The sequence below is a fragment of the Streptomyces sp. NPDC051569 genome, assembly GCF_044454085.1.
Taxonomy (GTDB): domain Bacteria; phylum Actinomycetota; class Actinomycetes; order Streptomycetales; family Streptomycetaceae; genus Streptomyces.
In genome coordinates, this window is record NZ_JBITDJ010000037.1 from 1 (window position 1) to 21519 (window position 21519).

Here is a 21519-nt window from a genome sequence, read left to right on the forward strand (position 1 = left end):
AGCTACGACGCCGGACTCCACCTCCGGGCCTCCCTGATCTGGATCAACGACCTCTTACCGGCGACCGAATGATCACGACCTCACACAGGCCCTAGATGCCGGCCGCCTCGTCAGTCGCCCCGGACAGAACCGGAGGAAGGCGTCGTGAGCGAACTTCGCACCCTGGCGATCCGTATCCTCCCGCAGCCCGGTGAGAGCCTGGACAGCTGGCTGGAGGCCCTCGCCCGCCGCTCCTGGACTTCCCTGTCCGCGCTCGTGGACGCTCTGAGCCTGCCCATGGCCGAGCGGACCCACTACCTCCTCGTCGGGCTGGATGCCCAAAACTGCAGAGCCTGGAGAAGCAACTTGCGCTGCCTGCCGGCCAGCTTGACCGGGCCGTCGTGCCGGCAGACATCTTCGGCCACCGCGCGCCACACTGGCGGTTCTGTCCGCAGTGTCTGCCCGAGATGCAAGGTCGTTATCCCACACGCTGGTGGCTGCCTTGGTCTTTCGCCTGCACCAAGCATCACGCGCTCCTGCACAATGTTTGCCCGAATTGCCACAAAGAGCCGCGCGAGTTCCTACCCAGGCCAGTACACCTACACCCCCCAGAGCACTGCGTGCGCCGAACCGGCCGACGAAGCATTTGTGGCACCGATCTAACCACCGCACCTCCGTTGGGCCTCGACCCACAGCATCCTCTGCTCCAGGCCCAGCACAAATTCGACTCCCTCCTCATTGATAGAAAGATGAGCGCCGAGTCAATCTTCGCAGCGGCGGACACCCCCTTCTCCACGCTTCTGCAGTCACTATCGCTTTCAGACCTTCAAGGCATGAGCGAAATTTTCCAGAGGACTTGGGAAAGATCACACAAAGAGGCCACCAGCCCGACGTCACCGTTTGGTAGCTGGCGTATCCGTGAGCGAGGACGTCGACTCTTCACACCCGATTTCCTGCATCGCGAGTACACGCTAGAGAAGAAGACTCTCCGCAAAATCGCCGAGGAGTACGACTTATCGGCAAAGCAAGTGATCCTGCGGGCGCAAGAGCTCAAAATAGAGATCTATCATGGAAACCGGCCGCAGCCTATCGATAACGACTGGCTGCGACAGCAATATCTCCTCAGGGTCCGTACAGCTGAAGAAATCGCCCAAGATGTCGGGGTCAGCACCAGCGCCATCCTCAACCGGCTGGAAAAACTCGGCATCCCTCGTCGCCCTATGGGTGTTCACAGCCGACCCGCTCTGACGACAAAAATCGACAAATCAGTGCCTCTCGATATCAGGGCAGCAGTAGAGGGAACCTTGCATGGTTGGCTTCGCCTGCGTCGTTTTCAGATTTGCATGGCTTTCCCCACCGCCAGAACTGCGGCTACGTATCTTGGGGTTACGCAGTCCGTTCTCGCTCTACAGTTCGTCCAACTGGAACGCGACATCGTCGCTCAACTGTTCCAACGACCCGGCCGCCACAGATCCCAGCGACCAACCAGCCGCGGGACGACGCTCTTGCAACACCTCAAGGGCAGCCATATCCAAGAACTCATGCGTCACAGCCTCGGTTCCAACATCGAACCCATGCCAGGGCAAGATGTCCTGACTGCTGCAGCCAGAACCGTGGATGGCGCACACGCAGCACTGACCACTCTGCACCCAGACACGCCAATTCGGCACCTGAACGTCCCTTCGCCCCTGCAGCCCCTCCTGCACCACCTACTGGCTGACGACGACCAGGAAACGTACGCAGCCCGGATCCACACCGCCACCGGAATTCCATTCAATACCGTCTACAAGCAGCTCAAGCGCCTGGAAGCAGCCGGCTGGCTCACAAGCCGCCTCGAATCCCGAGCCGAACGGCCAGGTTCCGCACGCCGACGCACCTATTACTCACTGACCGCGGCGACGCATCGCCTGAATCGGACTCAGCGGAGCTCGCTCGCCAGCAAACCCATCGTGAACATGTCGTACCACTTGCCGTCACGCCGGAAGACCTGACGAAGCCGGCCCTCCTCAACAAAGCCAACCTTCTGGTACACCTTGCGCGCGGCCTGGTTCTCGGTGACCACGGTCAGCGTTATCTTGTGGAGGCGCATGTCTTCGAAGCCGTAGCGGCAGATAGTTCGCACTGCATCCGTGGCGTAGCCGCGGCCCCAGTACGCCTTCTCGCCCAGGTAGATATCGAGTTTCGCGATGCCCTTCTCCGGGTCCGCATCGTGCAGCATGACGAGGCCGATGAGAGTGTCGTCGGCGAGCGCCTCAATGCCAAGGAGCAAGTCGCCGTAGGTGTTGCGGGGGCGCTCCTCCAGCCACGTGCGGACGCGCTCCACCGACTGGGCGTACGTGTCGTCCATCCACCGCATGACCTCGGGGTCGTGGTTCCAGCGCCACAGTGCCTCGGCGTCTGCGGGACCCATGGCCCGCAGATTCACCAGTTCTCCAAGCGCCATGCTCACCAACTCCTTGCTCAACTCGTGATCATCTTACGAATCATGAAGTGGTATCACGACTGTGATGGCATACTCAATCGGTTTCGGCGCTGCCGAGACCACGGTCAGGGACAGGTTGGGGAACTGCGCGAAGCCGGACTTCTAAAACTCCCCCCGGAACGGCCGGCCCAGCCGAACAAACTCACCCCGGCCCGAGTGAGACGGGGGTCCAGCAAGCCAAGACGCGTCACGGGATGAGCGAGGAGCTCGGTGTTCCAGAGTCAGGCACGGAGCAGTGAGGCGTGGATGCGGGCGATGGCCCGCAGCACCTCGTCACGGTTCTTGGCTTGCTGCATCCATGCGGGCAGGCGAGCCACCACGGTCATCCTTCGGCCCTTTTCGTGCCAGGGAACCCCTTCGCGTAGCGGTGCTTGCACGAATCGCCTGATCACGTCGAGGTGTTCGAGGTTGTAGGCCCATACCCACCCGTGCCGGGTCTCGGTCTGCAGCCACAGACGGACGCCGAAGTACGGATCTGCGGCCGATTCGTTCCGGTCCCTGGGCAAGGTCACACGCCTGCGGCTCCATTCCTTCGCCGTCCCGCAGTTCCGGCAGACGAGACGCCTTGGAGCGAAAAGACCCTGGTCGTACCCTCCGTCCGGGTCTGGTGCTGTCCCAACGTGCGCGACCTTCTCGCAGCCGGGACAGCGCACGAGGACAGAGGCGAGGAAGTCGTACTTCGTGCTGCGTGGGTCCCGGAACCGATGGTGTGTGGAGATCGGACTCATCAGATCAGTATGCGAGCCAAGCACGAAGGCTACGGGCGGGACTGTAAAACGTTCGGTGTAACTCCCGATCATGGAAGATGCATCGATGACCAGCAACAACGTGACCGAGGCCGAGACCGTCGAGCCGTCTGAGGCTGTGGTGCCGCCGTCCATGGACGACCGGCTGATCGACGAGCTCGTGAGTCGGGCTCAGGCCGAGGGCTTGCAGCTGACCGGCGAGGGCGGGCTGCTCCAGCAGCTGACCAAGCGGCTTCTGGAGTCCGCTCTCGAGGGCGAGATCACCGACCACCTCGGCTATGACAAGCACGATCCCGCCGGGAAGAATGGTGGCAACTCGCGCAACGGCACCCGGGCCAAGACCGTGCTGACCGATGTCGGCCCGGTGGAGATATCCGTGCCTCGCGACCGCGAGGGCTCCTTCGAGCCGAAGATCGTCAAGAAGCGGCAGAAACGCCTTTCAGGCGTCGACGAGATGGTCATCTCGCTCGCCGCGAAGGGCCTGACGACCGGTGAGGTCCAGGCCCACCTGTCCGAGGTCTATGGCGCCGAGGTGTCGCGCCAGACGATCTCCACGATCACGGACAAGGTCCTCGACGGCAAGGCCGAGTGGCAGAACCGGCCTCTGGACGCGGTCTATCCGGTGGTCTTCATCGACGCGATCCATGTGAAGATCCGCGACGGCGCCGTGGCGAACCGGCCCATCTATGTGGCCCTGGCCGTCACGGCCGAGGGCCGGCGGGACATCCTCGGCTTGTGGGCCGGCGACGGCGGCGAGGGTCCCAAGCACTGGATGCACATCCTCGCCGAGATCAAGAACCGCGGCGTGAACGACGTCCTCATGCTGGTCTGCGACGGACTGAAGGGGCTGCCCGACGCGGTCGAGACCGTCTGGCCGAAGACGATCGTGCAGACCTGCGTGGTCCACCTGCTGCGGAATTCCTTCCGCTATGCCGCCCGCCAGGACTGGGACAAGATCGCCAAGCTCCTCAAGCCCGTCTACACCGCGGCGACCGAGGACGCGGCCCTTGAGCGGTTCGCCGAGTTCGCCGACACGTGGGGCAAGAAGTATCCGGCAATTGTGCGGCTCTGGGAGAACGCGTGGGAGGAGTTCACCCCGTTCCTCCGCTTCGACACCGAGATCCGCCGCATCGTCTGCACCACGAACGCCATAGAGTCCGTCAACGCCAGGATCCGCCGGGCGGTCAAGGCCCGCGGCCACTTCCCAAACGAGCAAGCCGCCCTGAAGTGCGTCTACATGGCAATCATGTCGCTCGACCCGACCGGCAAGGGCCAGGCCCGCTGGACCATGCGCTGGAAGACAGCCTTGAACGCCTTCGACATCACCTTCGACGGCCGGCTCTCCGCAGCACGTCAGTAGCCCTCAACAACCCCAGTACACCGCTCGTTTGACAGACCCGGGAGTCGCAGAGTGTCACCGGGGCAACAGCACGAGTTGGGTAAGTCCGCAGGGCGGTTTGCCGGGACGGTCAAAATTTCCGGGCACTCTCGCGAGCCGTGCTGGCATCGTATGAATCATGGCAGCGATAGACGACACATCCGATCCTGGCAGCCCTGTCCGCAGCGCGTATCCGCCCCTGCTGGAGGCAGCGTGGCTGTATCAGGCGGATCAGGTGTGTCCGGAAGACCTCCCGATGACCGCTGCCCAGGCACTCGCAGTCGGAATGGACGCGCCGGCCCTGTGCGAGCTCGCCGGTCTGCCGCGTTATGCGGACCCCCGGGACATCCGTGGCATATTCGAGCAGGCTCTTCAAGAATTGGGGATCAGGCTGCCCGATCGTTACATGGCCCGACGATACGCGCTGCGCAGGCTGGCCGCGCGATTCACCGCCGGGGAGGTCGATCTTGCCGAGTTGGCATCGGACGAGTGGTCGGAGACGGAGGTCGAGACCGCTGAGGAGCAAGCATTCTTGGCGCTACTCCCGTCATGCGCGTGCTGCATCGAGTACACGCTGGGCTCGACGAGGCGGCATGGGAAGAACAACTGCAGATCGCGGCCTGTGCCTTGGTCTCACATCCCACTGTCGGCCCGCTCTTCTGACGATCGGGGTCAGAAGATTGGGTTCTGGCTCAGGTTTTGTGACGCGGCCACTCTGAGTGACACTCCCGGGCCCGTCGAGCTGTACGCGAAGTCGCCCGAAAATGGTCCGTGGGTATGGGGGTTGGGTCGACAGTTCGGGGCCGTGGAAGAGGTCGGGCTCCGGCTGAAGGAGTTGTTGTTCCCGTCGATCGCGGACGTCGCAGTGCTGTCGGTGGACGTGGACATCGAGATGGTGCGCGTTGATGCGCAATGCATCGCGGACGGGGCCGTGTGCCCGGTCTGCGGAGTCTGGTCGGACCAGGTTCATGGTTCCTAGCTGCGGTTTCCCACTGATGTGCCGAGCGGTGGCCGAAGCGTTGTTCTCCAGTTGCGGGTCCGTAGGTTCGTCTGCTGGAACTCGGGTTGCGCACGCCGTACCTTCGTCGAGCAGATACCCGGTCTGACACGGCGGCACGGTCAGCGGACCGAACGGCAGCGGTCAACCCTGGCCGCGGTCGGCCTGGCCCTCGCGGGCCGGGCCGGAGCCCGCATCGCCCGCGTTCTCGGGTTGTCCGTCAGCCGCAGCACGGTGCTCCGGCTGGTCGACGCGCTGCCCGATCCCGAAGTGGCCGCCCCGCGTGTGGTCGGCGTCGACGAGTACGCCACTCGCAAAGGCCGCCACTACGGCACCGTCCTGGTCGACGTCGAAACCCGCCGCCCTATCGACCTGCTGCCGGACCGGGAAGCGTCCAGCCTCGCGGCCTGGCTCGCCGATCGGCCAGGCATTGAGGTCATCTGCCGGGACCGGGCTCCGTTCTTCGCCGAAGGCGCCAGCGCCGGCGCACCGCAGGCCGTCCAGGTCGCGGACCGGTGGCATCTCTGGCACAACCTGAGCGAAGCCGCCGAGCGGGCCGTCGCTCAGCACCGCAGCTGCCTCGGCGCCCTTGTCCCGGCCGCCCCCGGACCTGAGCCGGAGCCCGCCCCGGAAGAGGAACCGCCCGGTTCGCCTTGGCCGACCGGGCACCGGTTCGCCGACCGCACCCGGGCCCGCCACGCCGCCGTCCACGCACTGCTGGAAGCCGGGCACAGCCGCCGCTCGATCCAGCGTCAGCTCGGCATGACCTGGCGGACCGTCAAGCAGCTCGCCGCGCAGCGGCTCCGGAGGAGCTGTTCACCGGCCAGTAACAGAACCGGCCCTCGGTCCTCGATGACTACAAGCCCTACCTGGACGACCGGTGGAACGAGGGTGTCACCAACGCCTGGAAACTGTGGGAAGAGATCGTGCCGCTCGGTTACTAAGGCAGCTACCAGCGCGTCCGTGCATGCCTGCACAAGAAGCGCACCTCACCGCGCCCGGTGACCGCCCGGCCGCCCTCGCCCCGGACCGTCTCCGGGTGGATCCTCAGCCGCCCGGAGACCCTCACCGAGCCCGAGCAGCTGCACCTCAAGACCGTCCGCACTCACTGCCCCGAGCTCGATGCCGTCACCCGGCATGTCCGTTCCTTCGCGGTCATGCTCACCGAGCGCCAGGGCGAACGCCTCCCGGACTGGCTCGACGCCGTCCGGCAGGATGACCTGCCCAGTCTCCACACGCTCGCCGCCGGCATCGACCGCGACCTCGCCGCCGTCGCCGCCGGATTGACCCTGCCCTGGAGCTCGGGCGCGGTCGAGGGCCATGTCAACCGGATCAAGATGCTCAAGTGCCAGATGTTCGGGCGGGCTGGCTTCGCCCTTCTGCGGAAGCGCGTCCTGCTCGCACAGTGATCGAAATGTCAGCAGCTGATGCGAAGATCCGGGCGGAACTACGCGAGGAGATCAACATGGGCACCTGGGACACTGGCCCCTTCGACAACGACACGGCGGCGGACTTCGCCGACGATCTCGACGACGCCAAACCCGGGGAACGCGAGGCACTGATCCGTGGCGTCCTCACGCGCACCGTCGACGCCACCGGCTGGCTCGCCGAAGGGGAAGAAGCTGTGGCCGCAGCGGCACTGATTGCGGCGCAATGCCCTGGCGGCGACCCAATCGATACACCTTACGGCCCTGAAGCACCCATGCCCGCCTTCCCTGACGATCTCCGGACGCTCGCGGACGAGGCCCTCGCGCGCATCATCAGCGACGAGGCTGGGCCAGCCTCGAACTGGGTCGACCCGGAAGACTGGAAGCAGTGGCGAGCCAACCTCAACCGCCTTCGTGCAGTCCTTGCTCCGCCACCACCGTCAATCGCGCTGTTCGATGTCGAGCAGTGACATAGCGTCACCTATCACAGAACCTGAGCCAGAGCCCATTCTCGTGGCAAAGCCACGCGGCACTGAGGAAAACGACAGACCCACAGGACAAAACCACCGACAGAACAACAGGACTGCTCCTGAAACACCAGGTCAGGAGACCTAACGATGAACCAGACTGGCGAAACCTACACGAGCGGTCACGGCGCTTCGAGGGTTCGGCAGGGGGCGGATGATCCGCCCCCTGCCGGGCCCTTCGGCATGTCGCGGGGTGCACATCGCGTCGCCGCTCAAGGTCGGCGAGCGCCGCCTCACCACCGGACCGGGGCTTACCGCACGACCCGGCGCTGTGAGCGTCGGGAGCAGGTGCGCGTTCTCTCAGCGGGGGCGCCGCGCCTGCGTCAACTCGTCGTATACGCAGAGCACTTGCGCGATCGTCTCGTCCTCGGTCGGCCAGGTCGCCGCCTGTGCCCTTCCCGCCGCCGCCAGTCGCTCCCTGCGTCCCGGATCGCCGAGGAGCCGCTGGACCGCCAGGGAGAGGGACGCCGCGTCCCCGTACGGGACGAGTTCAGCGGCGTCGCCGACCAGTTCGGGGATTCCTCCGACCGCCGTGGCGACCAACGGCACGCCGAGCCGCAGCGCCTCCTGCGCCAGCACGGAGCGGGCCTCCCAGCGGCTGGGCAGTACCGCGAGATCGGCGGCGGCGAGAAGTTCGGTGATGTCGTCGCGCCGGCCGATCAGCCGTACGGGCAACTCCCCGTTCTCGATACGTCGTTGCAGCCTGCCGCGCTCACGGCCCTCACCGGCGATGACGAGCAGCGGGGTGGGATCGAGGCCGCGCCAGGTCCTGGCCGCGTCCAGCAGGGTGTCGTACCCCTGGTCCGCCACCAGACTGCCGACGGCCATCACCAACGGCCTCTCCACCGAGCCGAGTTCGGCCCGCGCCTTGCTCTCGGGCCCCCCGGCCGGGTGGCGGGGGGCCGGGACCGCGACCGGCGCGAGGCGGGCGTCGCGCGCGCCGCGGCTGCGGGCCCGGTCGACCAGTTCCGAGGAGGCGCCGAGTACGACGGCCGCCGCCCTGACGGCCCGTCGCTCCAGCAGCCGCAGCACCTGGCCGCGCGGTCCGTCGGCGTGCGCGCGGGTGTGCCAGGTGACGACCAGCGGTACGTCCAGCCCGCCGAGCACGATCACGGTTCGCACGGCGGCGTGCAGTCCGTGCGCGTGGACGACATCGGCGCCCGCGCAGGCCGCCCGCAGCGCGGCGAAGGCGGCCGGGTCGCTGCGGCGCGGTACGGGGACATGGCGTGCCCCGGCCCCCCGGAAGTCGTAGGCGTGGTCGAGCTCGGCCGGGGCGCAGACCGTGACGCGTACGCCCCTGTCGACCAGACCCCCCGCCAGCGACCGGACGTGCGCGCTGCTGCCCGCGCTGCCTCCGCCGAGCACCTGGACCGTACGCAGTGGTGTCACGTGGTCAAGGCTCCTGGATCGGGATCGGGGACTGCGCCAAGGATGCCAGCCCGTACGCGCGTTCCGGCACCGTGGAGGCGCCGTTCCTGTGTCCGGCGCCTCAACTCCGCGCCCGGGATCACTCACATGGGTGAGTCAGCCCCTCGGCCGGTCCGGCCGTGGTCCGCCGGCCACACCTGTCACCGTACGCCGTCGCGACGACGACTCCCAGTACGTGAACGGCCAACCCGGCACGGCCGTTGCCCGCCACCGCCGCCGTACCGAGGGCGAGCACGCCGAGGCAGGCTCTTCCGATACCTTGAGCCGCGATCGTCGCGGGCCGGAGCTGGGGCCGGAGCCGGGGACGGAGCTGAGGGCGGAGATCGCCACGCTGAGCACGCCGTGACGAGAGGGGTAGGAATGTCGCAGACCGAAGGCGCACGACTGTTCCGGGAAACCTGGATCGCGGGAGTGCGTCAGCACTTCCCCGGGGAACCGAAGGCCGGCTATGTCACCCCGTGGGACGACACCCCGCAGTGGGAACGTGAAGCCGCCGGATCGGTCCACGACCAGGTCCGGCAGTTCATCGAACTCAGCGGCGCCACACGTCGAGGCTGTCCCGCGAGCAGAAGAGCCGCTTCGTCGCGACGTGCTGGACCGCCCAGATGTTCAAGCACTTCGAGGACCCGAAGCCCGGCTACGTGGCCGATTGGCCCGATCTGCCGTCCTGGCAGCAGGAGACCGACGCCGATGTCTTCGAGGCCATCGAGAAGGCGCTCGGCTGACCACCCCGTAACGTTCCTGGGTGGTCAGCCGGCCGAACCTTCGGCGCGGGTACGACGCGCTGTGGGTTTCCCGCTCTGACCTTCGTGTGCGAAACGCCCGGGCGCGGTTCTGCTGGTCGTGGTGTTCATGCGGGGCAGCCGAGAAGACGGCTGAGGGGGAACACCTCGGCGGCGGACCGGCCTCCCGAGGCCCAGGCATCGGGAGGGTCGCACTCAGGAAGCCGTGCCCCGGCCCGGCAGCGCCCGCGAGGCACCCGGCTCCCGGCCGCTGCCCGTCGCGCGTGGCCGGACGGGACCGCCCCGGCCAGTGACCCGGCCCCGTGGGCGGGAGCCACCCACAAGACCGCTGAGGCGCCCGCCGGCCGTCACTCCGCCAGTCTTCGCTCGGCCCGTCGTCGCTCGGCCGTCGTCGTCAGCGCCCTCCCGAAGGCGCTACGCGTCGGCGCGGGCCGTGGCCAGGAGTTCTTCCGCGTGGGCGCGGGCTGTCTCGGAGTCTTCCTGACCGGCCAGCATCCGGGACAGTTCCCGTACCCGCTCCTCGCCCTCCAGGACCGTCACGCCCGAGCGTGTCACCGAGCCGTCGTTCGTCTTCTCGACCAGCAGCTGGCGGTCGGCGAAGGCCGCGACCTGCGGCAGGTGCGTCACCACCACCACCTGAGCGGACTTGGCGAGCTTCGCCAGCCGGCGGCCCACCTCGACCGCCGCCTTGCCGCCGACCCCGGCGTCCACCTCGTCGAAGAGGTACGTCGGCACCGGGTCGGTGCCCGCGAAGACCACTTCCACCGCGAGCATCACCCGTGAGAGCTCACCGCCCGACGCGCCCTTGGCGATCGGCCGGGGCTGGGCACCCGGGTGAGGTGCGAGCAGCAGTTCGACCTCGTCCACGCCGTGCGGCCCGTACACCACGGAGCGGCCGCCCACCTCGACCCCGGAGGTCTCGTCGGCGGACTCGGTCTGCCGGATGTCGAACGAGACCCGCGCGTGCGGCATGGCCAGGGAGGCCAGCTCCGCCGTCACAGCCTCCGCGAAACGCGCTGCGGCCTCCGTGCGGGCATCGGTCAACGCCTGGGCGAGAACGGACAGATCGGAGCGCAGGGCATCGTGCTCGACGGTCAGTTCGCCGATCCGGTCGTCGTCGCCCTCCAGCTCGGTCAGCCGGGCGGCGCTCTCCTCCGCCCAGGCCAGGACGGCGGTGATGTCCGCACCGTATTTCCGGGTCAGGCCGGTGAGTGCGGCCCGCCGCTCCTCCACCGCCGCCAGCCGGAGCGGATCGGCGTCCAGGTTGTCCGCGTATCCGGCGAGCTCCCCCGCGACGTCGGCCAGCAGGATGGAGATCTCGCCCATCCGGTCGGCGAGCCCGGCGAGCGCCGGGTCGTGGGCCCGTACGGTCTCCAGCGATCGTCCCGCGCCCGCGACGAGCGTCGTCGCGTCGACGCCCTCCGGGTCCTCGGGGTTGCCGGCGAGCGCCGCGTGCGCGAGGGCCGCGGCTGACGCCAGCGCCTCCGCGTGGCCGAGCCGCTCGGCCTCGGCGGCGAGTTCGGTGTCCTCCCCCGCCCTCGGCTCGACACCCGCGACCTCGTTCAGCCCGAAGCGGAGCAGATCGGCTTCCTGGGCCCGCTCCCGGGCCCGCGTGGTCAGCTCGTCCAGTTCCGTGGCGACGGCCCGCAGCCTGCGGTAGGCCGCCGCGTAGGTGGCGTGCGGCACGGAGACCGCGTCGCCCGCGTACCGGTCGAGGGCCTTGCGCTGCCGCGCGGGCCGCAGCAGGCCCTGCTGGTCGGTCTGGCCGTGTACGGCGACGAGGTCGTCCGCCAGTTCGGTCAGTACTCCCACCGGCACGGAGCGGCCGCCGAGATGGGCGCGTGAGCGCCCCTCCGCCGAGACGGTTCTGCTGATGAGCAGCGTGCCGTCGTCCAGCTCGGCTCCGGCCTCCTCGGCGCGCAGGGCGGCGGGGGAACCGGCGGACAGGGTGAGCCGCCCCTCCACGACCGCCGCTTTCGCCCCGATCCGCACCAGGGCGGGGTCAGCACGGCCGCCGAGCAGCAGCGCCAGGCTGGTGACGACCATGGTCTTGCCGGCGCCTGTCTCGCCGGTCACCGCCGTGAAGCCGGGTGACAGCTCGACCACCGCATCGTCGATGACCCCGAGTGACCGTATCCGCATCTCCTCCAACACGCTCATGACCATACGAGGTCCTGGGCCCGCCGTGCGACGGACCCCACCCGGAAGGACCCGGAACGCACCCTCCACGGCCCATCGGGTCTCAGTGCGGAGCCCCGCGCCAGCCCGACACGGGCAGGGCGAACTTGGCCACCAGCCGGTCCGTGAACGACGCGTGATGCAGCCGCGCGAGCCGTACGGGGACGGCGCCGCGCCGTACCTCCACCCGCGCCCCCGGCGGCAGCTCGACGGTCCTGCGTCCGTCGCACCACAGGACGCCTCGCGGCGTGTTCGGCTGCACCTCCACCGCGAGCACCGTGGTCGGCGAGGTCACCAGGGGCTTGGCGAAGAGGGCATGCGCGCTGATCGGCACCATCAGCAGGGCCTCGACCTCCGGCCAGACCACCGGACCGCCGGCCGAGAAGGCGTACGCCGTCGACCCGGTGGGTGTGGCGCAGATGATGCCGTCGCAGCCGAAGCCGGTGACCGGCCGGCCGTCGATCTCCAGGACGACTTCGAGCATCCGCTCGGGCGAGTCCTTCTGCACGGCCGCCTCGTTGAGCGCCCAGTCGGTGTGGACCACATCGCCGTTGCTGCGCACGACGACGTCGATCGTCATCCGCTCCTCAACCTCATACGCACGAGTGACCACGCGGTTGACGACCTTGTCCAGATCGTCACGCTCCGCCTCCGCGAGGAAGCCGACCCGGCCGAGATTGACGCCGAGCATCGGGACGCCCGAGGCCCGCGCGAACGCGGCGCCGCGCAGCAGCGTGCCGTCCCCGCCGAGCACGATCAGCAGCTCGCAGCCGTCGAGTACGTCGGGCGTGGCCTCGGGGACCGTCTCGACGGACGGCGGCAGCGGCAGATCGACCGCTTCGGAGGCCAGGACCCGTACGCCCAGGCCGCTGCGCACCAGTCCGTTCACCACCAGTTCGGCACTGCGGATCGCTGCCGGTCTGCCGGTGTGGGCCAGCAGGAAGACGGTGCGTTCTGTGTTCGTGGTCAACGGGGCCCCTCCGCCACTGCGCGGTCGACGTCCGCCGGGTCCAGTTCGGGCGCACCGGCGCGGAGCCACAGAAAGTACTCCACATTCCCGGACGGCCCCGGCAGCGGGCTCGCGGTCACTCCCCTTACGCCGAGACCGAGTTGGGCCGCCCGCCGGGCCACTTCCCGTACCGCCTCGGCGCGCAGCTCCGGGCTGCGGACGACGCCTCCGCTGCCGAGACGCTCCTTGCCGACCTCGAACTGCGGCTTGACCATCAGCACGAGGTCCGCGTCGGGGGCCGAGCAGCCCACCAGCGCGGGCAGCACCAGACCGAGCGGGATGAACGACAGGTCCCCCACGATCAGATCGACGGGCTCACCCTCGATCGCGTCGAGCGTCAACTCCCGTACGTTGGTACGGTCCTTGACGGTGACACGCGCATCGCTCCGCAGCGACCAGGCGAGCTGTCCATAGCCGACGTCGACGGCGACGACATGGCGGACGCCGGCCCGCAGCAGCACGTCGGTGAAGCCACCGGTGGACGCGCCCGCGTCCAGTGCCCGCCGGCCCTGGACCTCCAGTCCGAGCGGCGTGAAGGCGGCCAGCGCGCCCGCGAGCTTGTGACCGCCGCGCGAGACGTAGTCGGGATCGCCGTCGTCCTCGGTGACGACCACGGCGGCACTGGTCTCGACCTGGGTGGCGGGCTTGGTCGCGGTGGCGCCGCCGACGGTCACCCGGCCCGCGGCGATCAGCTGGCTCGCGTGCTCGCGTGAGCGCGCGAGGTTGCGGCGTACCAGCTCGGCATCGAGACGGCGGCGTGCCAGTCCTGCCACGTTCGGTTCAGCTCCTGTGGTCGTACGCGAGATGAGGTCACCGGGGCGTCTGATGCCCCTGCGGCCCCACAGGTCCCTGGGGCCCCTGGGATGCCGGGCGTGCGTCGAGCGCGGTCAGCGCGTCCCGCAGGCCCCGGTGTACATCCTCGTACACCTCGGCATGGCCGTCCGCAGGGAGGTGGTCGGCGTCGGCGAGCCGCGCCAGCAGTCCGTCGACCTCGGCATCGCCGGTCGGGACGCGTTCCACCCCGAGCGGGAGGGGCGCCGGCACATCGTACGCGGGGTTGCTTTCCGGGGCATTCCGGACGCCCTGTCCGGCCGGGCCCGCCATCGAGTCGCTCATGCCCAGACGCTACCCCGAAGCCCTGGGGTACCGTCGATCACGATGGCGACGAAGGAGGAGTGCCGCAGCGCACTCGACACGTTCTCGGACAACCTGGCACGCACGGACGGAGACGTCCGCACCGCGGCCGGGTTCGACCGTTCGCTCAGCTGCCACATCACGGATCTGGATCTCACCTTCACCGGTCGTCTGGTGGACGGCCGCATCCAGATCTCCGACACCGTGGCAGGGCCACCGCCCGGGAAGGCGCAGATCAGGCTCGCCATGACGGGCGACGATCTGGTCGCGCTGGTCGGCGGCGAGCTCCATTTCGGGCGCGCCTGGGCCTCGGGCCGGATCAGGCTGGAAGCGGGCTTCCGCGACCTGTTGCGCCTGAAGTCACTGCTCTGAGCCCCGGTCCCGGTCCGGCCCCGGTCCGGCGACCCGCACCACGGCGAGCGGCACCGCGACGACCCGCACCACGGCGAGCGGCACCACCATGACGGTCACCCCGACGACGGCCCGCCCGGGGACCGTACGGTGGCGGGCCGCCGCGCCCCGCGGCTCGCCGGGACCACCAGAGGGGTGCCGGTCTCCGGGTCGTCGATGACCTGGCAGCGCAGGCCGAACACCTGCTCCACCAGCTCGGCCGTGACGACGTCGGCCGGTGCGCCCTCGGCCACGACCCGCCCCTCGCGCAGGGCGATGAGGTGGGTGGCGTAGCGCGCCGCGTGGTTGAGGTCGTGCAGAACGGCGACGAGCGTACGGCCCTGGGTCTCGTGCAGCTCGGCGCAGAGGTCCAGCACGTCGATCTGGTGCTGGATGTCGAGGTAGGTGGTGGGCTCGTCGAGCAGCAGCAGCGGCGTCTGCTGGGCGAGCGCCATCGCGATCCAGACGCGCTGGCGTTGGCCGCCGGACAGTTCGTCGACGTAGCGGTCGGCGAGTTCACCGACGCCGGTCGACGCCATCGACTCCTCGACGACGCGCTCGTCCTGCGGCGACCACTGGCGCAGCAGTCCCTGGTGCGGATAGCGGCCGCGCGCCACCAGATCGGCGACCGTGATGCCGTCGGGCGCGATGGACGACTGCGGCAGCAGGCCGAGGGTCCTGGCCACCCGCTTCGCGGGCAGGGAGTGGATGGCGGCGCCGTCCAGCAGGACGCGCCCCTCGGTGGGCCTGAGCATCCGGGAGAGCGCCCGCAGCAAGGTCGACTTGCCGCAGGCGTTCGGGCCGACGATCACCGTGAAGGAGTGATCGGGGATCTCCACCGACAGATCGCGGGCGATGATCCGCTGGTCGTAGCCGAGGGTCACCGATTCCGCGGCGAGGCGCTGCATGGTCGTACTCCTGGTGTCCACGGGGGTCATATGCGTCCTGCCTTGCGTTCGGTGACCAGGAGCCAGAGCAGGTAGCAGCCGCCGAGCACCCCCGTCACCACCCCGACGGGCAGTTGCCGGGCGCCGAAGGCCGAGGTGGCGATCCCGTCCGCGACGAGCAGCAGCACCGCGCCCATCGCGGCGGCCGGGCCGAGGCCGGGCCCCGGCGAGCGGGTCAGCCGGCGGGCGAGCTGAGGGGCGCTGAGCGCCACGAAGGAGATGGGGCCCGCCGCCGCGGTCGCCACCGCGACGAGAAGTACGGCGGAACTCATCAGGACCACCCTGGTCCGTTCGACCGGCACGCCGAGCGCGTACGCGGCGTCGTCGCCCATCTCCATCATGCGCAGCGGCCGTCCGTATCCCAGCGTCAGCGGGACGAGTACGGCGCAGACCGCGAGCAGCGGCCGGACCTGGGCCCAGTCGCGCCCGTCGAGCGAGCCGGTCATCCAGAGCACCGCCCGGGTCGCGTCGATCAGATCGGCCTTGGTGACCAGATAGTGGTTCGCGGCGGTGAGCATGGCGGCGACGCCGATCCCGACGAGCACCAGCCGGTAGCCGTGCACCCCGCGTTTCCAGGCCAGCAGATAGACGCCGGCGCCGGTCAGCACACCCCCGATGATCGCGCCGCCCGCGACGGCGACCGCGCCACCGTGGAAGAGAACGATCACACTCAGTGCGCCGACGGTCGCTCCTTGCCCGAAACCGATCACATCGGGGCTGCCGAGCGGATTGCGGGTGACGGACTGGAAGACCGCGCCGCCGATGCCGAGCGCGGCGCCGACGAGCAGCCCGACCAGGACACGCGGCAGCCGCAGCTCCAGGACGATGAACTCCTGCCCCGGTGTGCCGTTTCCGGCCAGGGTCGCGATGACATCGCCCGGAGACATCGGATAGTCCCCACTGCCGACGAGCACCACCCCGGCAGCCAGCGCGGTGACGGCGAGCAGCAGGACGACGAGAGCCGAGCGGCCGCCGACCCGTACGGAGAGCCCGCCAGGCGTACGGAACGTACGCGCGGCGGCGCGGCCGGGGACCTTCTCCCGGGAGAACACGCTCACAGCTGGGCCATCCTCTTGCGGCGTACGAGCTGGATGAAGACGGGCCCGCCGATCAGCGCCGTGACGATACCGACCTGGAGTTCGGAGGGCCTGGCGACGACCCGGCCCACCACGTCCGCTCCCAGCAGCAGCACGGGCGAGAGCACCGCCGCGTACGGCAGGATCCACCGCATGTCCGGCCCTGTGATGCCGCGCACCAGGTGAGGCACCATCAGCCCGATGAAGACGATCGGCCCGCAGGCCGCCGTCGCGGCGCCGCACAGCAGGGTGACGGAGACCATCGCGAGGACGCGGGTACGGGTCAGCCGCGCGCCCAGGGCGCGGGCGGTGTCGTCGCCCATCTCCATGGCGTTCAGCGGCCGGGCGATCAGCAGCGCGAGGAGTGTGCCGGCGGCGATGAACGGCCACACCTTCCCGACGGTCGACATGTCGGCGGACGCGAGGGAGCCGACGGTCCAGAAGCGCAGCCGGTCGAGCGCGGCGGAGTCCAGCAGCTGCACGGCGTTGACGTAGCCGTAGAGCGCGGCGGTGGCCGCCGTTCCGGCGAGTGCGAGCCGTACGGGGGTGGCACCACGGCTGCCGCCCAGCAGGTAGACGGCGGTCGAGACGATCGCCGCGCCGAGGAAGGCGAACCACACATACCCGGTGACTGAGGTGACGCCCAGAAAACTGATGGCGGAGACGACAGCGGCGGCCGCCCCCGCGTTCACGCCCAGCAGCCCCGGCTCGGCGAGCGGGTTGCGGGTGAGCGCCTGCATCACGGCGCCGGCCAGCCCGAGGGCGACCCCGACGAGCAGCCCGAGGAGCGTACGCGGCAGGCGGACATCGGCCACGATGACATCGTCCCCGGTGCCCGTGGCATGGAAGAGGCCGTGCCACACCTCGCCGAGGGGGACCGGCTTGGCGCCGATCGCGATGCTCGCGGTGCACACCAGCAGCAGGACGCCGACGGCGAGGAGCAGCCCTGCGGCGCGAGGCGCCCGGCGCTTGCGGGGCGCGGCCGGGGCCGCCGGCTCCACACCTTGCTGAGAGGGACTGTCGACCAACACCAGGTTAGGTTAGCCTACCCTCTGATCCTGTTCGCATGAGGGACGTACCGCCACGAACAGGCCCCCGCACCACCGTCTCCACGCCCGCCGCCCGTTGCCGGGCCGGCCGCCCCCGCTCCCGGCCCCGCTCCCGGCCCGTCGCCCGCCGCGCCTACAGGCCGAGCTTCGCCAGCGCCTTGCCCGCGTCCCGCGCGCAGGAGCCGTCGCCCGCGTCCGTCCAGGCGGCCGCGCACAGAGCACGCAGCCCGTCCAGCGCCGCACCGTCCCCGTCGAGCGCCAGCGTGTTCCCGCGTACGGAAGCGGTCCACCCGCCGCAGCCGAACCCGCCGTCCGTCTCCGACACTTCGGGCTGCCCGGTCAGCAACCCGCGCAGATCCGCGTCCACATACGTCGGCCGGTGCCGGGGCTCGGCGGCGATCAGCAGGGCCGCGTCCGTCACACCGGTCAGGACGAGCAGCGAGTCGACCTCACCGGAGATCGCTCCCTCGATGTCGGTGTCCAGCCGGTCCCCCACGACCAGCGGCCGCTTCGCCCCCGTCCGCAGGATCGTCTCCCGGTGCATCGGAGGCAGGGGCTTCCCCGCCACCTGCGGCTCGGCGCCCGTCCCGATCCGTACGACCTCGACCGCGGCGCCGTTGCCCGGCGCGATCCCCCGCGCGCTCGGAATCGTCAGATCCGTGTTGGACGCGAACCACGGCACGCCGCGCGCGATGGCGTAGCACGCCTCGGCGAACCGCCCCCAGGCCATGTCGGGACCGCCGTATCCCTGCGCCACGGCCGCCGGGTCGTCCTCGGCGGACTCCACCGGCTCCAGACCACGCTCCCGCAGCGCGACCCGCAGCCCCTCCCCGCCGATGACCAGCACCCTCGCCCCCTGCGGGACCTGCTCGGCGATCAGCCGGGCCACCGCCTGCGCCGAGGTGATCACATCGGCGGGTTCGGCCGGCACCCCGAGCTCCGTCAGATGGGCCGCGACCGCGTCGGGCGTGCGCAGCGCGTTGTTGGTGACGTACGCGAGGTGCATCCCGGCGTCCCGGGCCGTGCCGAGCGAATCGACCGCGTGCACGATGGCCTCACCGCCCGCGTACACCACCCCGTCGAGATCGAGCAGAGCCGTGTCGTACGCCTCGTGCAGTGCGGTCGTACTCCCGCTCGGCCGGGTCCTGCTCTGCTGACTCATCCGTCTTCCGCTCCTCGTTCGCGACTTCTCCCCCGATCATCGCTTATCCCTCGACCCCACATACGATGCCCGGATGAACACAACCGGTCCTGCGGGCGAGGGGCTGCGACTCATTCCGTTTCGTGGGATCCGCTATGTCCCCGAACGGGTCGGCAGCCTGTCCGCCGTGACCTCGCCGCCGTACGACGTGGTCGTCAGGCCCGACGGCCTGCACCACCTGGAGTCGGCGGACCCGTACAACATCGTCCGGCTGATCCTGCCGCAGGCCGCCACCCCGGAGAACCGCCACCGCCAGGCGGCGGCGACGCTGGACCGGTGGCTGGACGAGGGTGTCCTCGCCGCCGACCACGATCCGGCGCTGTACGTGTACGAGCAGCGCAGCGGGGACGTGCTGCAGCGGGGCGTCATCGGAGCCCTGGCGCTCTCCGCACCGGCCGACGGCGTCGTACTCCCCCACGAGGACGTCATGCCGGATGTGGTGCAGGACCGCGCTGCGCTCATGCGGATGACCGGCGCGAACCTGGAACCGCTGCTGCTCACCTACCGCGACCAGGACGGCGCCACGCGTACGACAGGCACGAATGCCGTCATCGAGCGCACCATCCGCAGCTCCCCGCTCCTCGCGACCACCACGGAGGACGGCTTCAGCCATCGCCTGTGGTCGGTCACGGACCCCGCCGACCTGGCGGAGATCTCCGCCGACCTCGCCCGCCATCAGGCCCTGATCGCCGACGGGCATCACCGCTGGGCGACGTACTTGCGGCTGCGGGCCGAGCATCCCGCCGACGGGCCGTGGGGCTACGGCCTGGTCCTGTTGATCGACACGGCCCGTTACCCGCTGCGGGTCCGCGCCATCCACCGGCTGCTGCGGCGCCTGCCCGTCGAACGCGCCGTCGCGGCACTCTCCGGTTCCTTCCGGGTCCGCACGGTCGACGGCCCGCTCCCCGAGGCGCTCGGTGCCCTGGCGGAGGCCGCGGCGACGGGCAATGCCTTCCTGCTGGCGGGCGACGGCCGGTTCCATCTGATCGACCGCCCCGACAGCGACCTGCTGGCCCGTACGATCCCCCAGGACCGGCCGGCCGCCTGGCGGACGCTGGACGCGACGGTCCTGCACGACACTCTGCTGGAGCACATCTGGCAGATCCCGGACGCTCCGGAGCACATCGCCTACCTCCACGACAGCGCGGCAGCCGTCACCCAGGCGGAACGCGGCGGCGGTACGGCGGTCCTGCTGCACCCGGTCCGCGAGGAGGTCGTACGCGACCTGGCCCGACAGGGCGTGACGATGCCGCGCAAGTCCACGTCCTTCGGCCCGAAGCCGGCGACCGGGCTGGTGCTGCGGAGCCTCGCGCTCGACTGATCCCGCGGGCGAAACAGAAAATGCGAGTGGGCGGTACCCCGGCCGGGGTACCGCCCACTCGCATGATCACTCAGTCCTTGCGGTGCTCGACGTCGTTCTCGTCGTTCTCGTCGTCGTCCAGCTCGTCGTCCGCCTCGGCGTCGGGGGCGTCCAGCGGCTCCGCGTCGGTCACGGAGTCCGGCTCGGCCGCGGTGTCGGACTCGGTGTCGGACTCGGTGTCGGACTCGGTGTCGGACTCGGTGTCGGACTCGGTGTCGGACTCGGTGTCGGACTCGGTGTCGTCGTCGACCAACGCGTCGACGAACTCGACCCCGTCCAGCTCCGCGAGCCGGTCCGAGGCGTCCGTCGCCCCGTCCTTGTCCGCTTCGATGGTCTTGCCGAACCACTCACGGGCCTCGTCCTCGCGCCCGGCCGACAGGAGCGCGTCGGCATACGCGTAACGCAGCCGAGCGGTCCACGGCTGTACGGAGTTCGACGCCAGCTCGGGGCCCTGCAGGGTCACGATGGCCGCGTCGATCTGCCCCATGTCCCTGCGGGCACCGGCCGCGACCAGCCGCATCTCGACCTGGCCGGCCTTGTCGAGCTTCAGTACCTCGGGCTCACCGGCCATCGCCATCGCGCGCTCCGGACGCCCGAGACCGCGCTCGCAGTCCGCCATGACGGGCCACAGGTCGACGTTCCCGGTCATCCGCCGCGCCGCGCGGAACTCGGCCAGCGCCTCTCCGTACTTCTGGGTGGCGTACGCGGCGAAGCCGGCGGCCTCGCGCACGGCGGCGACCCTGGAAGCCAGCCGCAGCGCGATACGCGAGTAGGCGTAAGCCTGTTCGGGATCCTCGTCGATCAGCTGGGCGACCATGACAAGGTTCCTGGCGACATCGTCGGCAAGCGTCTTCGGCAGGCTCATGAGCTCCTGCCGCACACTCTTGTCGATCTCCTGACCGGTGACCTCCTCGGGAATCGGCAGCCGCCTGATGGGCTCCCGGTCACGGTCACGGTCGTCGCGACGCTCGTAGCCGCCACCGCGATTGTCGTCGCGGCCCCGATACCCGCCGTCATCGCGGCGCGGACCACTGCTGGGCCGGTCGTCGCGCCGGCCGTAGCCGCCACCGCTGGAGCTGGGACGACCACCACGGTCGTCATCACGACGCGGACCACTGCTGGGGCGGTCGTCGCGACGGAAACCACCGCTGGGACGGTCGTCACGGCGCGGACCACTGCTGGAACGGTCGTCACGACGGAAACCACCACTGGAACGGTCGTCATCCCGGCGGGGCGTGCTCGGCCGGTCGTCGCGACGGAAGCCGCCGCTGGGGCGGTCGTCGCGGCGCGGACCACTGCTGGAACGGTCGTCATCCCGGCGGGGCGTGCTCGGCCGGTCGTCGCGACGGAAGCCGCCGCTGGGGCGGTCGTCGCGGCGCGGACCACTGCTGGGCCGGTCGTCGCGCCGGCCGTAGCCGCCACCGCTGGAGCTGGGACGACCACCACGGTCGTCATCACGACGCGGACC

Annotated in this window: 20 protein-coding genes and 2 pseudogenes; 10 read left to right on the plus strand and 12 right to left on the minus strand. The window is 69.8% G+C overall.

What is annotated here, in order from left to right; translation table 11 throughout:
• Nucleotides 1-380: 380 nt before the first annotated feature.
• Together ACIBAE_RS28935 and ACIBAE_RS28940 are read left to right on the plus strand one after the other, a co-directional pair.
• Nucleotides 381-506: pseudogene (locus ACIBAE_RS28935) on the plus strand (TniQ family protein); the annotation flags it as partial.
• 222 nt (nucleotides 507-728) lie between these two features.
• Nucleotides 729-1970: a PadR family transcriptional regulator gene (locus ACIBAE_RS28940; protein ID WP_399291208.1), complete on the plus strand. Its 1242-nt coding sequence runs from the start codon at nucleotides 729-731 to the stop codon at nucleotides 1968-1970.
• On the opposite strand, the gene ACIBAE_RS28945 is transcribed toward ACIBAE_RS28940, so the two are convergent.
• Nucleotides 1898-2443 carry a GNAT family N-acetyltransferase gene (locus tag ACIBAE_RS28945; protein WP_399291155.1) on the minus strand — a complete coding sequence of 182 codons (546 nt, stop codon included), beginning with the start codon at nucleotides 2441-2443 and terminating at the stop codon, nucleotides 1898-1900. The two genes, ACIBAE_RS28940 and ACIBAE_RS28945, sit on opposite strands and share 73 nt — an antisense overlap.
• A 239-nt stretch (nucleotides 2444-2682) precedes the next feature.
• The gene (locus ACIBAE_RS28950) at nucleotides 2683-3189 is read right to left on the minus strand and encodes a hypothetical protein (protein WP_399291158.1); all 507 of its coding nucleotides are present in this window, start codon (nucleotides 3187-3189) and stop codon (nucleotides 2683-2685) included.
• A gap of 151 nt (nucleotides 3190-3340) precedes the next feature.
• Here ACIBAE_RS28950 and ACIBAE_RS28955 point away from each other — a divergent pair, with 151 nt between their 5' ends.
• From ACIBAE_RS28955 to ACIBAE_RS28975, 5 genes are all read left to right on the plus strand, one after another.
• On the plus strand, nucleotides 3341-4567 hold the full coding sequence (locus ACIBAE_RS28955; RefSeq protein WP_399291198.1) for an IS256 family transposase: 1227 nt from the start codon (nucleotides 3341-3343) through the stop codon (nucleotides 4565-4567).
• Between the two features lie 157 nt (nucleotides 4568-4724).
• A complete protein-coding gene (locus ACIBAE_RS28960; RefSeq protein WP_399291160.1) occupies nucleotides 4725-5564 on the plus strand; it encodes a hypothetical protein in 840 nt (279 codons plus the stop codon).
• An 18-nt stretch (nucleotides 5565-5582) separates the two neighbouring features.
• On the plus strand, nucleotides 5583-6587 hold the full coding sequence (locus ACIBAE_RS28965; protein WP_399291163.1) for an ISL3 family transposase: 1005 nt from the start codon (nucleotides 5583-5585) through the stop codon (nucleotides 6585-6587).
• On the plus strand, nucleotides 6584-6991 hold the full coding sequence (locus ACIBAE_RS28970) for a transposase (RefSeq protein ID WP_399291166.1): 408 nt from the start codon (nucleotides 6584-6586) through the stop codon (nucleotides 6989-6991). Before ACIBAE_RS28965 ends, ACIBAE_RS28970 begins: the two co-directional genes overlap by 4 nt.
• A 56-nt stretch (nucleotides 6992-7047) precedes the next feature.
• Nucleotides 7048-7479 (plus strand): DUF4259 domain-containing protein, encoded by a 432-nt coding sequence (locus ACIBAE_RS28975; RefSeq protein WP_399291201.1) that lies wholly within the window; start codon nucleotides 7048-7050, stop codon nucleotides 7477-7479.
• Nucleotides 7480-7836: 357 nt separating this feature from the next.
• Here the strand turns inward: ACIBAE_RS28975 and ACIBAE_RS28980 are convergent, their stop codons facing one another.
• Entirely contained in the window at nucleotides 7837-8925 is a 1089-nt protein-coding gene (locus tag ACIBAE_RS28980; protein ID WP_399291169.1) for a glycosyltransferase family 4 protein, read from the minus strand.
• Between the two features lie 399 nt (nucleotides 8926-9324).
• Between ACIBAE_RS28980 and ACIBAE_RS28985 the strand changes: the two are divergent.
• A pseudogene (locus ACIBAE_RS28985) lies at nucleotides 9325-9689 on the plus strand (hypothetical protein).
• 432 nt (nucleotides 9690-10121) lie between these two features.
• Here the strand turns inward: ACIBAE_RS28985 and recN are convergent.
• From recN to ACIBAE_RS29005, 4 genes are all read right to left on the minus strand, one after another.
• The gene (gene recN, locus ACIBAE_RS28990; RefSeq protein ID WP_399291172.1) at nucleotides 10122-11867 is read right to left on the minus strand and encodes a DNA repair protein RecN; all 1746 of its coding nucleotides are present in this window, start codon (nucleotides 11865-11867) and stop codon (nucleotides 10122-10124) included.
• Between the two features lie 82 nt (nucleotides 11868-11949).
• Nucleotides 11950-12855 carry an NAD kinase gene (locus ACIBAE_RS28995; protein WP_399291175.1) on the minus strand — a complete coding sequence of 302 codons (906 nt, stop codon included), beginning with the start codon at nucleotides 12853-12855 and terminating at the stop codon, nucleotides 11950-11952.
• A complete protein-coding gene (locus tag ACIBAE_RS29000) occupies nucleotides 12852-13667 on the minus strand; it encodes a TlyA family RNA methyltransferase (protein ID WP_399291178.1) in 816 nt (271 codons plus the stop codon). Before ACIBAE_RS29000 ends, ACIBAE_RS28995 begins: the two co-directional genes overlap by 4 nt.
• A 37-nt stretch (nucleotides 13668-13704) precedes the next feature.
• A complete protein-coding gene (locus ACIBAE_RS29005; RefSeq protein WP_399291181.1) occupies nucleotides 13705-14010 on the minus strand; it encodes a hypothetical protein in 306 nt (101 codons plus the stop codon).
• 42 nt (nucleotides 14011-14052) lie between these two features.
• Between ACIBAE_RS29005 and ACIBAE_RS29010 the strand changes: the two genes are divergently transcribed.
• The gene (locus ACIBAE_RS29010; protein WP_399291184.1) at nucleotides 14053-14400 is read left to right on the plus strand and encodes a sterol-binding protein; all 348 of its coding nucleotides are present in this window, start codon (nucleotides 14053-14055) and stop codon (nucleotides 14398-14400) included.
• Between the two features lie 95 nt (nucleotides 14401-14495).
• On the opposite strand, the gene ACIBAE_RS29015 is transcribed toward ACIBAE_RS29010, so the two are convergent.
• The 4 genes from ACIBAE_RS29015 to ACIBAE_RS29030 form a co-directional block, all read right to left on the minus strand.
• A complete protein-coding gene (locus ACIBAE_RS29015) occupies nucleotides 14496-15326 on the minus strand; it encodes an ABC transporter ATP-binding protein (protein ID WP_399291186.1) in 831 nt (276 codons plus the stop codon).
• Between the two features lie 26 nt (nucleotides 15327-15352).
• On the minus strand, nucleotides 15353-16423 hold the full coding sequence (locus ACIBAE_RS29020; protein WP_399291189.1) for a FecCD family ABC transporter permease: 1071 nt from the start codon (nucleotides 16421-16423) through the stop codon (nucleotides 15353-15355).
• Nucleotides 16420-17469 (minus strand): FecCD family ABC transporter permease, encoded by a 1050-nt coding sequence (locus ACIBAE_RS29025; protein WP_399291203.1) that lies wholly within the window; start codon nucleotides 17467-17469, stop codon nucleotides 16420-16422. Before ACIBAE_RS29025 ends, ACIBAE_RS29020 begins: the two co-directional genes overlap by 4 nt.
• Nucleotides 17470-17623: 154 nt before the next feature.
• The gene (locus ACIBAE_RS29030) at nucleotides 17624-18652 is read right to left on the minus strand and encodes an HAD hydrolase-like protein (RefSeq protein ID WP_399291192.1); all 1029 of its coding nucleotides are present in this window, start codon (nucleotides 18650-18652) and stop codon (nucleotides 17624-17626) included.
• A 73-nt stretch (nucleotides 18653-18725) separates the two neighbouring features.
• Between ACIBAE_RS29030 and ACIBAE_RS29035 the strand changes: the two genes are divergently transcribed.
• Nucleotides 18726-20012 carry a DUF1015 domain-containing protein gene (locus ACIBAE_RS29035; protein ID WP_399291195.1) on the plus strand — a complete coding sequence of 429 codons (1287 nt, stop codon included), beginning with the start codon at nucleotides 18726-18728 and terminating at the stop codon, nucleotides 20010-20012.
• 70 nt (nucleotides 20013-20082) lie between these two features.
• Here the strand turns inward: ACIBAE_RS29035 and ACIBAE_RS29040 are convergent, their stop codons facing one another.
• Nucleotides 20083-20931 carry a hypothetical protein gene (locus ACIBAE_RS29040; protein ID WP_399291206.1) on the minus strand — a complete coding sequence of 283 codons (849 nt, stop codon included), beginning with the start codon at nucleotides 20929-20931 and terminating at the stop codon, nucleotides 20083-20085.
• Nucleotides 20932-21519 lie beyond the last annotated feature (588 nt).